Here is a 13,315-nt window from a genome sequence, read left to right on the forward strand (position 1 = left end):
TTTCAAAAGTGGTACGATACAATGAGAGTGTAGCTTGCATATGTGACCCCTTGCCATTCAGGAGGAGAACCGGGTGAAATACAAAAGCGTGTTTGACATCATCGGTCCGATCATGGTCGGGCCATCAAGTTCCCATACAGCCGGCGCGGCGCGCATCGGCCGAGTGGCCCGGAGGCTGTTCGGCCGGCAGCCGAAGCGGGCAGAGATCACCTTTTACGGCTCGTTTGCCAAGACGTACAAGGGACACGGCTCAGACGTGGCTACGGTAGCCGGCATTCTCGACTTCGAGACGTCCGACCTGCGTCTGAAGGACTCGCTTCGCATCGCCAAAGACATGGGCGTCGACGTACAGCTGAAGACGTCCGACGAGCTGACCGGCCATCCCAACACCTCCCGCATCCGGTTGGCCGACGACGATCAGGAAATCGAAGTAGTCGGCGTTTCCATCGGCGGCGGTAAAATCGAAGTCTCGGAGATTAATGGCTTTTCTTTTCAGCTTGGCTTTGACACCCCGACCTTGATGGTGCTCCATGAGGATCGTTTCGGCATGATTGCCGGTGTGGCCAGGGTGCTGACGCAGCACCGCATCAACGTGGGCCATATGGAAGTCTCCCGGCACGACCGCGGCTCGCGCGCCCTGATGGCGATCGAAACCGACGCGGTGGTATCGCCACAGGTGCTGGACGAGATCAGGCAGATTCCCCACATCTTAGACGTTTCCCTGCTTTCGCTTGGCTGAAGCAGGATGAAGAGGAGTGAACCCAACAACATGTTTCGCAACGTGGCCGAACTAGTGGAATTGGCGGAAACCCAAGGGAAAAAGATCTCCCAGGTGATGATCGAGGCGGAAATGGAAGTCTCCCAGCGCAGCCGGGAAGAGATCATGCACGACATGTACACCAATCTGGACGTGATGGAAAAGGCAGTGCGGCGCGGCTTGACAGAAGATATCCGCTCCCACAGCGGGTTGACCGGCGGCGACGCCAAGAAGCTGCAGGAATACATGAAAACCAAGCCGTTTCTTTCCGGCCCGACGCTTTTGAATGCGGTGTCGATGTCGGTGGCCGTAAACGAAGTAAACGCGGCGATGGGCACGATCGTGGCGACGCCGACCGCTGGGGCGTGCGGGATTGTGCCGGGAACGCTGTTTGCCGTCTCTGACCGACTGAAGCCGAGCCGCGAAGAAATGGTCAATTTCCTGTTTACGGCAGGCGCGATCGGCTACTGCATCGCCAACAACGCTTTCATCTCCGGTGCCGCCGGCGGCTGCCAGGCAGAGGTAGGATCGGCAACGGCGATGGCGGCGGCAGCAATCGTGGAAATGGCGGGCGGCACACCGGAGCAGTCGGCTCAGGCTGTCGCGATCGCGCTCAAAAACATGCTCGGTCTGGTGTGTGACCCCGTGGCCGGACTGGTGGAGGTTCCCTGTGTCAAGCGCAATGCGATGGGAGCAGCCATCGCGACTGTGGCGGCGGACATGGCATTGGCCGGGATCAAGAGCGTCGTACCCACGGATGAGGTGATCGAAGCGATGTACCGCATCGGCTGTTCCATGCCGACTGCGCTGAAGGAGACGGCGCAGGGCGGTCTGGCTGCCACTCAAACGGGCCGGCAAATCGAAGCCAAGATTTTCGGTGTGCGGTTGGATGCAAAATGACGGATGTGTATCAAACGCCCGTCTCGCTTCTGCACGGGGTAGGCGAGGAACGGGCAAAAGCACTGGCCGGATTGGGCATACACAGCGTGGGTGACCTGCTGGAGTATTTCCCTTCCCGCTATGAAGATTACCGCGTGCGCGACGTGACAGAAGCAAAGGACGGGGAGAGGGTGACGCTGCAGGGGACGGTGTACGGCGAACCCTCTGTTCGTTTTTACGGCAAGCGAAAGTCTCGCATCGCTGTCAAACTGGTCATCGACAAAGTGGTGGTGACTGCGGTCTGGTTCAACCAAACGTTTGTCAAAAAACGACTGTCTCCCGGAAAGGAGATTCTTGTTACCGGCAAATGGGACAGGCACAAGCTGCAGATCACGGTGAGCGAAATGACAGAGGCGGATTCCGACCGGGCGCAAAAGCGGGGCGAGCTGGCACCAATCTACCCGCTTGGCGGCGACGTCACGCATTCGCTCCTGCGCAGGGCGATCCAGCAGGCGCTGAAGCAGTACGGGACCGAGATTCCCGAGATTCTGCCCGCCGACATCGTCGCCCGCTACCGTCTCATGCCGCGCGCAGAGGCGTTTCACGCGATCCACTTTCCGAGGAGTGCGGAGGACGGACGGCAAGCGCGTCGTCGGATCATGTTTGAAGAACTTTTTTTATTTCAGTTGAAAATGCAGGCGCTGCGGCGCATCACCCGACAGCAGACGGAGGGCAGGGCGCTGGACGTGCCGATTGACGACGTGCGCCAGTTTGTCGCCTCACTGCCGTTTTCGCTGACCGATGCACAGAAGCGGGTCGTCCGGGAGATTCTTGCTGACATGCGCTCCCCCTACGCGATGAATCGGCTGTTGCAGGGAGATGTCGGCTCGGGGAAAACGGTGGTGGCCGCCATCGCCTTGTTTGCCGCTGTCAAGGCGGGGTATCAGGGAGCGCTGATGGTGCCGACGGAGATTCTCGCCGAGCAGCATCTGCAGTCGCTCACGAGCCTGCTTTCTCCGCACGGCATCCAGGTGGCGCTATTGTCCGGTTCGCTTGGGACCAGGCGGCGGCGTGATGTGATTTCCGCCTTGCAGATGGGCTTGATCGACGTAATCGTGGGCACGCACGCGTTGATTCAGGAAGACGTCTTTTTCCGCAACCTGGGGCTGGTCATCACCGACGAGCAGCACCGCTTCGGCGTGGAGCAGCGGCGTATCCTGCGCAGCAAGGGCTTGTCCCCGGATGTGCTCTTCATGACCGCCACGCCCATCCCGCGGACCCTGGCGATCACGGCCTTTGGCGATATGGACGTCTCCACGATCGACCAGATGCCGGCCGGCCGCAAGCCGATCGAAACCACCTGGCGCAAGCACGAGCAGTTTCACCTCGTGCTGGAACAGATGCGCAGCGAGCTGCGCAAGGGACGGCAGGCGTACGTGATCTGCCCGCTGATCGAAGAATCGGAAAAGCTGGACGTGCAAAACGCGATTGACGTTCACGCCCAACTCACGCAGTATTTTCCCGAATACCGCATCGGCCTGATGCACGGCCGCCTGCCGGCAAAGGAAAAAGACGCCGTGATGCAGGCGTTTCTCGCCGGTGAGTACGCTGTGCTTGTCTCCACGACAGTGGTGGAGGTAGGGGTAAACGTACCCAACGCCACCTTTATGGTCGTCTACGACGCGGAGCGCTTTGGCCTCGCTCAACTGCACCAGCTTCGCGGACGTGTCGGCCGCGGCTCCGAGCAGTCCTACTGCGTCCTGATCGCCGATCCCAAGTCGGAGATCGGCAAAGAGCGGATGCGCGTCATGTGCGAAACCACGGACGGCTTTGAGCTGTCCCGGCGCGACTTGGAACTGCGCGGCCCCGGCGACTTTTTCGGTACCAAACAGAGCGGCTTGCCGGAATTCAAGGTGGCCGATCTGTTGAGCGACTACAAGGCGCTGGAAGTGGCCCGTCAGGAAACGGCTCGCCTGGTGGAGGACGAGCAGTTCTGGCAGGACGACCGGTACGCGTGGCTGCGCGGCTACTTGAAGCGCGAGGGCGTGCTGGATGGAATCGTGTTCGATTAAATCAGAGCCTTGCAGCAACAACCCACCTGCAAACGGACAGGTGGGTTGTGCAATTGGCCCGTGGCTGTCCAGTTTCTGCGGCGTTCACTGGGGAAGTGCGCCGCTCGCATCAGCCTGCCCTCGGCAGGCTTTTCTCTCTTTTGATCGGCAGATTTACGGACCCGTGGAAGCTGCCTCTGCCTCTTGGCGCATGACGGTGACTGTGTAGCTGACGGCCTGGCCGCCCGGCGGGGTGACTGCAATTACGAACGTGGTGTCGGCGGTGTCCAGTGGAATTTCCACGGACGGTTGTTCGTCGGAAAGCGGCACGTCATTTACGATAACCGTCGTCTCTGGAGAAATGGCAGCCGTCAAATTGATAGCGCTTACATCATGTTCAACGCTTAGTGTGTAGTGGGTGATGTCGGGAGAGAAACCGGGACGTAACTTACCCTCATTGAACGTCAGCCCGAGGAGTCCGGCATGCACAGGCTGCTCGTCGCCGGGGCTGTCATCCTGAGGTGCGCCGTCGTCAGGGCTGTCATCCTGTGGAGCCCCGTTATCGGGAATGTCATCCTGAGGTGCCCCGTCATCGGGAATGTCATCCTGAGGTGCGCCGTCGTCAGGGCTGTCATCCTGAGGTGCCCCGTCATCGGGAATGTCATCCTGTGGAGCCCCGTCGTCGGGAATGTCATCCTGTGGAGCCCCATCGTCGGGAATGTCATCCTGAGGTGTCCCGTCGTCAGGGCTGTCATCCTGAGGTGCCCCGTTGTCGGGGATGTCACCCTGACTCGGCGTGTCAGCTCCAGGCTCTTGCGGCGGTTCCGCCGGTGTCTCCTCCGGCGGGTCGTATGCAGACAGCGGTTCCTGCACGTCGTACGCTTTTGCCCAGTAGTATCCGGGTGCGATGATCCGCCGCACGAAAAAGTCTACCAGCCAATCAGCCGGGACCGCTTCGGAGGTGGCCGATCCGATGCCGTTCTCATCCGTCACGATGTCCACAAACCTTCCGGCTCCGTATGCGAACCGGCCGTGGACATTAGCGGACGGGATCGGCTCGTTGGTCTCCATGTCGACAACTCGCAGACTGACCTTGGCGCTGGTGCCGGTATGGGTGATCTCCAAGCCGCGCACGATCATCGGCGCGAGCGGCGTGTCACCGGTGACGGCCGACGTTTCGTCCGAGACGGGGCCGCGATTGCCCCTCACGTCGACAGCGGCCACCCTGTAGTAATAGGTGGTGTTGGGCAGGAGCCCTGTATCGGAGAAGAGAAGGCCTCGTGTACTGCCTGCCAGGTTGGACTCGTCAGGTTCAAAACCGCTCTCGGTGCTGCGGTATACGTAGTATTCCTCCACTTCCGTATTGTCAAAGGCGCGGCCAAAGGTGATGTCGATCCGTTGATGGTCTACCGCGATGGCGGTCGGTTCGACGCTTACGGCAGAAGGAGGGGTGTCGTCGTCCGGCGGCTCCCACGTAATCCGGTCCGGCCCCCAGTCGGAGGGAAGCTGGCGCAGCGAATCGTAGTGGTGCATGGCGATGCCGGCAAAAGCCGGATCGCTCCCGACAGCCTCGTACACTTTGTCCAGTTCCCTTTCCATATACGTGCGGCCTTCTTCACGGAAAGTGATCGTCTCGGGATCGCCGCCGTCGGCAATGTCCAGTGTCTCTACACCGATCACGACGGACCCGGGCTTGCCGATGGCATTGGCGTAGGACAGTTCTCCCAGCGCTGACTGAATGATGCCGGCCGATCCTTCGGCTGTGTCCCGGTAGTCCATGATGGCAATGTAGTCGCTGATGTCCTGGACGTGCTCGGACAGCCATGTCGTCGTTCCCCTCCAGGGGATGTCCCGCGCTTGGTCGGCCGTATCAAACCATCTGGGGATTACGGTGCCAAACGGCAGGTTGATCCCGGCAGCGTCTCTTCGCTGAATCATTTTGGCGAGACCATCCAGGTACTGGATTTGGACGGAAGGCTGGTCGGTTTTGAAATCGGGCAGAAGGTATGGCTCAATGTCCACGTTGACACCGTCAAATCGTTCGTCGGGAGCAGAGGAGAGGTTGTAGTTGATCACGCCTTCCATCGCGCGGACGGCGAACTCGTGGTAGCGGCTGTAAGCGCCCAGGTAGGGCGGGATCGTTCCGCCTGCGATGGTCGCGTGCACCTTGTATCCTTTGGAGTGGGCCCAGGAGATGAACGCCCGCACCTTGTCCGGATCTTCCTGCATCACATGCTTTCCGTGCAGTTGGTCGATGCCGAGGTAAAACGTCGTGACGGGGTCCGAGTCGAAGGTGGCCGTGTCCTGTGCCAGGGCGTCCAGCACCTCCTTGGAGCCGTCGTTGTAAAACAGGTTGTACGACGCCTTTTCCCAGATCCACATGGCCCTATCCTGCGGTTCTAACGTAACGGGTTCGGGTTGGGCGCAGCCAAGGCGGACGTATGTGGTCAGGCTGGTGCCGACATTTCCCCGGCTGTCACGCGCCCGTGCTTCGATCCAGCTGGTGTTGGAAGCCCCGGCCGGCGGATTCCAAAGGTACTTGTAACGGCCTTTTGAGCCGTCTGCCTTGGCCTTCAGCCATTTTCCTCCGTTGATTCTCACTTCCACGGATGAGATCGGGTTTTTTGCCTTCACGGAGATTTGGATCATCACTGGCCCGTTCACATGTGTGCCATCTGCAGGGCTGTTGATGGTGACGACCGGTTTGTTGGCCTCGGGGTTATTCACGTACAATGTGACAAATGGCGACCAGACCCCGTAGCGGGTCCTCGCGTCCCAGCCTCTCACGGCGATCTCGATCGGGCCGTCGTACGGGCTGGTGTCGAGGTCGTAGTACCACGTGCCGGAACCGTCTCCGTCAGGATCGTTCATGTAAACGTCTTCCAGTGTCTCGGCATTGATCACGAGCTTTAGCTCGTACGATCGTGATAGGTAAGGGTGCGTCCTCGCCTGCGCGGGTAGCGCATCGTGTGGAACCCCTTTTCCCCCACGTCACACCGTGCGTGCGGCTTTCACCGCACACGGCGTTCCGCCATGTTCTCCCCAGCGGAGTGCATGGCTATGCCCCTTCGCTCCACAGGCATTACCCTGCTTCCTCGCTACTACGGGCTGCTGTCCTTCGGATTCAACGGCCATTTCCTGCCGTTTCGAAGCATCGCGGTTTGCCCCGCTTGGCATCTTCGTCCGAAGTTCCGACGTTCCCTGTACCCTAGCCTTGCATCTGCTGCCGTAGCCCTCCTCTCTGACCCGTCAGCCGTTCGCCCGCCCGCAGTCGGAGGACGGGGGAACTCCATTCCCTTACCGGAGTGGAACAGAAGGAACGAGGACGAAATTCCTTCCGCGACTGCCCCGCGGTAATGCGGGGAGGAGGGGACCGCGATATCCCCGCCGGACGGGTCGTTCTTCCGAGGATTCGTGCCAACGCCGAAGCGTTCTCCTGGGCATAGCAGCTTTATGGCCCCCCGGCTTCTTTTACCTAAGCAAAGACGCCGCACTTCACCGAGCTTCATACGCGTCCGCGGCAAATCGGCCGCGCATGTCGGAGGATTAGGCAGGAATGCCGACTTTCATTCCGGGCGGGCACTTCCCCCGCCGAATCGGGTACAGAGTTAGACTCCCTAAATCGGGGAGCCCCCTGGTTTTGCCACCTATTTCTAAGTGGATTGTTCAGGAACGTCGCGCACCGTCCACGTATGTGCCAGACACCCGGATCGTTCCTCCCATGATTTGTTCTTTGTTCTCGTGTGAGTCGATCGTGATTGAGGCTTCGGCATGAGCGGGAGGAGGAGCGCTAAAAACGGGAAACAAGGCCAACAGCGAAACGAGAAAAAAACGGGCGAAAGGAGGCAAGCCTGCGGTCAACCTGATGTGTCGCATCGTCATGTCAACTCCTTTCTGGATGTACTGCGCGACCAAGGACGGGCCAAAGCCTTGATCGTTTACAACATTGTAATGTTTCCAAACGATTTTCAGTACGGCTTTTCACGTCTCTTTTGCGAGTGAAATTCCCGTTTGTCTCGTTTGTCCGGCAAGGAGCGAAGGGCGGATGATGGTCTACAGGTCACGGCCGCTTAGAATGCGTGGTCAGGAAGGGGAAAAGACGGACGGCTGCTTCCCGGCGTCAGTCCCTGTACTCGGATGAAAGCATCGACAGGATGAGCAGCGACTCGTACCGTTCGCCGGTTTTCAGGCATTCCCGCAGTTTGCCTTCGATGACAAATCCTTCGGACAGGTACAGGTTCAGGGCCCGTTGATTTGCCTCCTTCACGTCCAGCCAAAGGCGGTGAGCCTGCTGTTCCTCAAACGCCCAGCGCTTGACCTGCCGCAGGACCTGGCGGCCGTATCCTTTCCCTTTCGCGGAGATCGTAATGCGCATCAGCTCGATGCTGCCGTGCGGGTTGGTCAGCCCGGCGATGATAACGTAGCCGACCGCTCTGCCGGTCTCCGTTTCCTCCACGATCAGGTGGCGGATGTCTGGATGGGCGAGGGCCTGTCGATGCCGTTCCTCCGTCCATGGGAGGAGAAACGGGCGATTTTCCGCCGCGTGTTCGGTCTCGTACACAAACGGTATGTCGGCCGGACGGGTTGGCCGAAGCTGAATGCTCATGGGCGATGCTCCTTTCTGATCGGTCGGGTTTCCACCGGCTTGCCGCAGCGTGGGGGCATTCGAGATCGGACCCGCATGCCGGATCATGTCCGCCTGGGGCGAAGGGTTCCGTCCCGCGCCGCCCGCCGCCTGCTCCTGGCGCCCCTTTTACAGCCGAGTGGACCGAAGCTGTCCTCTTGGCTTCCTGCTTATCGGGATTCTCTGCCCGTCGCCGTCCTCCCTGCCGTTCGGCAGTTAGTGGGAGAAAAAATTACCAGCGCCTTTTTTGCATGCAGGGAGTATAAAAGCGAACGTGTGTTTGCTATACTAAGAGCAGAGGATAGGAACAAATGTTCTTGTTGGGGGATGAACATCATGACCAAGGACCGGATCATCTTCCTGGCTGACATGCAGAGCTTTTACGCCAGTATTGAAAAGGCGGCCCAGCCACAGCTGCGGGACAAACCGATCGTCGTGGCCGGCGATCCCGAACGGCGCAGCGGTGTGGTTTTGGCCGCCTGTCCCATTGCCAAGTCATACGGCGTCACCACGGCAGAGGCGCTGTGGCAGGCACAGCAAAAGTGCCGGCATCTGGTGGTCGTTCGTCCGCGGATGGAGACGTACCTGCGCGTCTCCGTGCAGATTACCCGCATCTTTGAGTCGTTTACCGATCTGGTGGAGCCGTATTCCATCGACGAGCAGTTTCTGGACGTGACAGGAAGCGTCCGGCTGTTCGGTGACCCCTGGCGGATCGCCGAGGAAATCCGCCGCCGCGTCCGGCTGGAGACCGGGATTAACGCCCGGATCGGCATCGGGGAGAACAAGGTGCTGGCCAAGATGGCCTGTGACAACTTCGCCAAAAAACGGGAAGAGGGGATCTTTTGGCTGAAGCGGGAAGAGCTGGCCGACACGCTTTGGAAGCTGCCGATCGAAAAGCTGTTCGGGGTGGGCTCGCGGATGAAGCGTCACTTTCACCGCATGGGCATCTACCAGATCGGGCAGCTCGCCCGCATGTCTCCGGCAGTGCTCGCCCGCCGCTGGGGCGTAAACGGCGAGGTGCTCTGGCGCACGGCTCACGGTCTGGACAATTCGCCGGTGTCGCCTCAGACCCACGAGACGCAAAAGGGCATCGGCCATCACATGACGCTGCCGCGCGACTATCACACCGCAGCCGAGATCAAGGTGGTGCTCCTGGAGTTGTGCGAGGAGGTATGCCGCCGGGCGCGGAGCAAGCGGCTGATGGGATCGGTCGTCTCGGTCGGATGCCGCGGGGCCGATTTTGATGCCCCTGCCGGCTTTGGGCGGCAGTTGAAGCTGCCGGAGCCGACCCATGACGCGATGACGCTGTACGAAGCGGCCTGCCGCCTGTTCGACCGGCACTGGACGCAGACGCCGGTGCGCAGCGTCGGTGTCAGCCTGGATCAATTGGTGCCTGACAATGTGGTGCAGCTCAACCTGTTTACCGACACACACAGGCAGCGTTCGCTCGCCCGGGCCATGGACGACATCCGCGCCCGCTACGGACAGGATGCCATTTTGCGGGCGGTTTCCCTGCTGGGAGCGGGGCAGGCGCGGGAGCGTGCCCGCAAGATCGGGGGACACTACAAGTGATGGAGCGGGACGGGCAGGCGGCAAAGGGAGAGCAGGAGCTGTTGCGCCTGTACATCCTGTTCGGGCTGCTGTTTCGCGCGGTCATGGCGGATTGGGAGCGGATGCGGCAGGTTCCCTTGAAGCTGTCGTACCACTGGCTTTTCGAGGAACTGTCCCGCTGGGCGGAGCGGCAGCATCACAGACTGCGCCGCCATTTGCGGCAGCGGGGATGCGTCCTGCTGAGCGCCCGCCGGGAGCAAGGCGTCTACGTGGTGCAGTACCGGCTGCGCGGGTACGTGCGGGAAGCGGTCTACTTCATTGAGGTGCTGCGCGCCGAATGCCAGGAATTGGTCCGGCTGTGGATCATGCAGCAGCACGTCCTCCGCCAGGACCCGGGCGCGATGGGGCCGGAGCGTCATGCGCGGCAGATCGGCCGCGAAGAAGAAGGAGAGAAGGCAACATGAAGGAAAAACGCGTGTCGAAGAAGGACAATTTGTTTGCGGCCAGCCGCTTTGTGCTGCCCGAGCATCGGGAGATGTACCTGCGGATCAAGGCCGAAGAGCGGCGCTACATCCCCCCGGAATTGGACGAAGAACAGCTGGCGGCCGTCAGCGAGCAGATCTGGAAAGCGTTCCAGACGGGGGACGTCGTGAGCCTGAGCTACTACGACGGCGAAGCGGCCCGCCGCCTGAGCGGCCGGGTGGTTCACATCGATCCGGCCAGCCGGCAGTTGAAGCTGAAGAGCGGGGAGAAGACGCTGCGGATTCCGTTTGCCCGCCTACTGGACGCCGAACTGACAGCAATCTCCTGAGCAGAAGGGACAGGGTCGGCAAGCAGACGGGCCGTTTTGGCGCGAGTTGGCACGGACATCCAGAAAAAGGCAAGCGGCAAAAAACAGCGTGGCACGGTGAAATGCCGTGCGCGGTGGTGACGTGCTGTTCCTGCGACAGCAGGCGGGGAAAATCAGCATTTTTTCGCTGTTTTTTGCGCGAAATGCTTTTTGCCAGAACGGGATGTTTCAGAGTATCGTAAGGATATCTTTCCGATCAAGACCTGAGGTACGTTAAAGGAGATTGTACATGTTGGCAAAAGAAATGGGTGTCATTTTTACCAGGCACGCGGAGCAGATGACCGCCAAACGCTGGACGGAGTTCATTCAGCAGCTGGAAAACAAGGGACTGTACGTGGTCATCGAAACGGACACGAACGGGCGGGTCATGAGCCCGTTTGGCGGATTGATGCCGATGCCGTGCAAGGACGAGACGCTCCATATCCTGACGGAAGAAGAACTGCAGCAGCGGGGCCTGCCGCGCGGCCATCACATTATCACCAAACCCAAGGCCAAGCACGTCACCACCTAGCGGACAGATCGCACGCCGCTGCACAGAGACGAATACGCACACGCAAACCTTTCTCATCCCGGGAGCGGGACGACGAAAGGTTTTTTGTTTGCGCCGCGGTGGGAGGGACCGACAAACGCCCGGATGCATACGGTGGTAAGAGAAAAAAAGCGCCCGCCGGGCACGTGCGGAGCAAACAAGCTCGCCCTGGCAGAGGCAGCGGGAAGCAAAAGGAGGAGTCTCATGGAGCCCAGCAATGCGCTTCGCAAAATGCAGGAAGTGCAGTTTGCGCTCGTCGAGCTGCAATTGTATCTGGACGTGAACCCCGGAGACCAGCGCGCCGTTCATCAATACAACTGCTTGTCCAAAGAGCTAATCGCCTTGAAAGCGGAGTATGAAACGAAGTGCGGCCCGCTGATGCAGTACGGTTTTTCGTCTTCCCCCAGCCGCTGGGTGTGGAACGCCACGCCGTGGCCGTGGGAAATCGAGTATTGAGGTGAACAGCGATGTGGATTTATGAAAAGAAGCTGGAAATCCCCGTCCGCGTCAGCAGGCCGGACCTGCAAATGGCCAAATTTCTGATCACCCAGTACGGCGGACCGGACGGAGAACTGTCTGCGGCGCTCCGCTACCTGAACCAGCGCTACACGATGCCGAACGAGCGGGCCAAAGCGCTGCTGACGGACATCGGCACGGAAGAACTGGGGCACATGGAAGTGATCGCCACGCTGATCCACAAGCTGGTCAAAGATGCCACGCCGGAGCAGATGAGGGCAGCCGGGTTGGGATCGATGTACGCCGAACACGAAAAGGCGCTGTTCTATACGGATGCCAACGGTAATCCCTGGACGGCGGCGTACATCCAGGCCAAGGGCGACCCGATCGCCGATCTGGCGGAGGACATCGCCGCCGAGGAAAAGGCCCGCGCTACCTACCAGTGGCTGATTAACTTGACGGACGACCCGGATGTGATCCAGGTCTTAAAATACCTGCGCGAGCGGGAAGTGGTCCACTCCCAACGCTTTCGCGAAGTGCTGTGCATCGTGGAAGAAGAGTACAAGACGAAAAAGTATTTTTGACGAAGGAGGGATGCGCGCATGAAGAAGGAACAAGTCCGCCAAGCCGCCGCCAAAGGCAGGCCGCATCCGCTCACCCGGGCAGGCCACTTTCCTCCGCGGGTCGGCTTTTTCCCGCAGGTGACGGGCAGCTATCCGCCCGTAAATTTGCCTCCGGTCAAACCGTATCCGCCCGATCCGTACATGGACCAGTTTTCGCTGCCGGAAGCGCTGGCAGCGGGCACGCTGTTTCGGTGGCTGTATGATTCGTATGAGAATCCGTACCGGATGTAGGATAGCGTTTGGGCATAATGAAGAGCCATCCACGTTTAGGAAGCGGATGGCTTTTTGCATTTGCGGGGACGATTGAAGGACTGTGATACGCGCGTAAGCGGCTACTTGACCAAGAGATGTGAATTGTTTTTCAGGTTCTCGATCAAGCGCTGCAGCTCTTCAATCATTCTGTTGTGATAATCATTGTCGGATTCGTTGTTCCATTTCTTGTGTTCGGCTTTCAGCTTGTTGATGATGTTCAGTCTCACGAGTTCTTCCTCATACCCATCGCGTAAAAAATCAAAGAAAAATTCATCAACGGATAATCCCAGTTCGTCCATCATTCCTTCGATCAGCGGCGATCGGTCTTGCAGGTAGCTGTTTTTGATGTCCTCAATGTGCTGGATGATCTCTTTTTCAGAAGGATACAAGTGGTGTTCCAGCGCATATTTCCTGAGCAAATGTTTCTCGATTACCTTATCCATCGCCTGCTCAGGTGTTAGGGTAACGCCAAAAGCCTGGGAATAGGCGGTATATCTGGCGATTTTATCGTTTAATTCCTCCTGGGTGATGGTCATGTCCGTATTCTTCTGAAGAAAAGCATTAAAGGGGAGGGAGGCTCTGTCCATCTTTACTGTTTCGGTGTATATCTGCGCATATTTTTGCCCTCTCTCAAATTCATCGGGATCCTTTTTTGCCCATGTATGAGAAAGGGTGCCTGCACTTAAGACAAGAACCGTTAACGATGCGACTACAATACGTGTGTACTTCATCATATACACCTC

At 59.2% G+C, this 13,315-nt stretch carries 13 protein-coding genes; 10 read left to right on the forward strand and 3 right to left on the reverse strand.

The features are described 5' to 3' along the window. Window positions 1–73: 73 nt before the first annotated feature. From sdaAB to recG, 3 genes are read left to right on the forward strand one after another with little or no spacing between them, the layout of a single operon-like run. Window positions 74–739, forward strand: coding sequence for an L-serine ammonia-lyase, iron-sulfur-dependent subunit beta (sdaAB, locus tag Q7F15_RS07120; RefSeq protein ID WP_171564274.1), 666 nt, complete (start codon window positions 74–76; stop codon window positions 737–739). A gap of 30 nt (window positions 740–769) precedes the next feature. Then, window positions 770–1,657: an L-serine ammonia-lyase, iron-sulfur-dependent, subunit alpha gene (sdaAA, locus tag Q7F15_RS07125; RefSeq protein WP_212131887.1), complete on the forward strand. Its 888-nt coding sequence runs from the start codon at window positions 770–772 to the stop codon at window positions 1,655–1,657. Next, window positions 1,654–3,708, forward strand: a complete 2,055-nt coding sequence (gene recG / locus Q7F15_RS07130; RefSeq protein WP_304415303.1) for an ATP-dependent DNA helicase RecG — start codon at window positions 1,654–1,656, stop codon at window positions 3,706–3,708. Before sdaAA ends, recG begins: the two co-directional genes overlap by 4 nt. 153 nt (window positions 3,709–3,861) lie before the next feature. Here the strand turns inward: recG and Q7F15_RS07135 are convergent, their stop codons facing one another. Both Q7F15_RS07135 and Q7F15_RS07140 read right to left on the reverse strand, forming a co-directional pair. Beyond that, on the reverse strand, window positions 3,862–6,558 hold the full coding sequence (locus Q7F15_RS07135; protein ID WP_304415304.1) for a cadherin-like beta sandwich domain-containing protein: 2,697 nt from the start codon (window positions 6,556–6,558) through the stop codon (window positions 3,862–3,864). Between the two features lie 1,249 nt (window positions 6,559–7,807). Beyond that, on the reverse strand, window positions 7,808–8,293 hold the full coding sequence (locus tag Q7F15_RS07140) for a GNAT family N-acetyltransferase (RefSeq protein ID WP_230077133.1): 486 nt from the start codon (window positions 8,291–8,293) through the stop codon (window positions 7,808–7,810). Window positions 8,294–8,647: 354 nt separating this feature from the next. Between Q7F15_RS07140 and Q7F15_RS07145 the strand changes: the two genes are divergently transcribed. From Q7F15_RS07145 to Q7F15_RS07175, 7 genes are all read left to right on the forward strand, one after another. After that, complete coding sequence (locus tag Q7F15_RS07145) at window positions 8,648–9,883, forward strand: DNA polymerase IV (RefSeq protein WP_212131933.1); 1,236 nt, start codon at window positions 8,648–8,650, stop codon at window positions 9,881–9,883. Continuing rightward, window positions 9,883–10,326, forward strand: a complete 444-nt coding sequence (locus tag Q7F15_RS07150) for a YhjD family protein (RefSeq protein ID WP_230077901.1) — start codon at window positions 9,883–9,885, stop codon at window positions 10,324–10,326. Before Q7F15_RS07145 ends, Q7F15_RS07150 begins: the two co-directional genes overlap by 1 nt. Continuing rightward, entirely contained in the window at window positions 10,323–10,673 is a 351-nt protein-coding gene (locus Q7F15_RS07155) for a YolD-like family protein (RefSeq protein WP_171564267.1), read from the forward strand. The genes Q7F15_RS07150 and Q7F15_RS07155 overlap by 4 nt, the downstream gene beginning before the upstream one ends. 268 nt (window positions 10,674–10,941) lie before the next feature. Then, window positions 10,942–11,223: a hypothetical protein gene (locus Q7F15_RS07160; protein WP_171564266.1), complete on the forward strand. Its 282-nt coding sequence runs from the start codon at window positions 10,942–10,944 to the stop codon at window positions 11,221–11,223. Window positions 11,224–11,445: 222 nt separating this feature from the next. After that, the gene (locus tag Q7F15_RS07165) at window positions 11,446–11,697 is read left to right on the forward strand and encodes a spore coat protein CotJB (RefSeq protein ID WP_171564265.1); all 252 of its coding nucleotides are present in this window, start codon (window positions 11,446–11,448) and stop codon (window positions 11,695–11,697) included. Window positions 11,698–11,708: 11 nt separating this feature from the next. Then, window positions 11,709–12,281 (forward strand): manganese catalase family protein, encoded by a 573-nt coding sequence (locus tag Q7F15_RS07170; RefSeq protein ID WP_171564264.1) that lies wholly within the window; start codon window positions 11,709–11,711, stop codon window positions 12,279–12,281. Between the two features lie 18 nt (window positions 12,282–12,299). After that, window positions 12,300–12,551, forward strand: coding sequence for a hypothetical protein (locus Q7F15_RS07175; protein WP_230077132.1), 252 nt, complete (start codon window positions 12,300–12,302; stop codon window positions 12,549–12,551). Window positions 12,552–12,652: 101 nt separating this feature from the next. On the opposite strand, the gene Q7F15_RS07180 is transcribed toward Q7F15_RS07175, so the two are convergent. Further along, entirely contained in the window at window positions 12,653–13,306 is a 654-nt protein-coding gene (locus Q7F15_RS07180; RefSeq protein WP_230077131.1) for a hypothetical protein, read from the reverse strand. Window positions 13,307–13,315: the final 9 nt, after the last annotated feature.

The sequence above is a fragment of the Brevibacillus aydinogluensis genome, assembly GCF_961514395.1.
Classification (GTDB): domain Bacteria; phylum Bacillota; class Bacilli; order Brevibacillales; family Brevibacillaceae; genus Brevibacillus; species Brevibacillus aydinogluensis.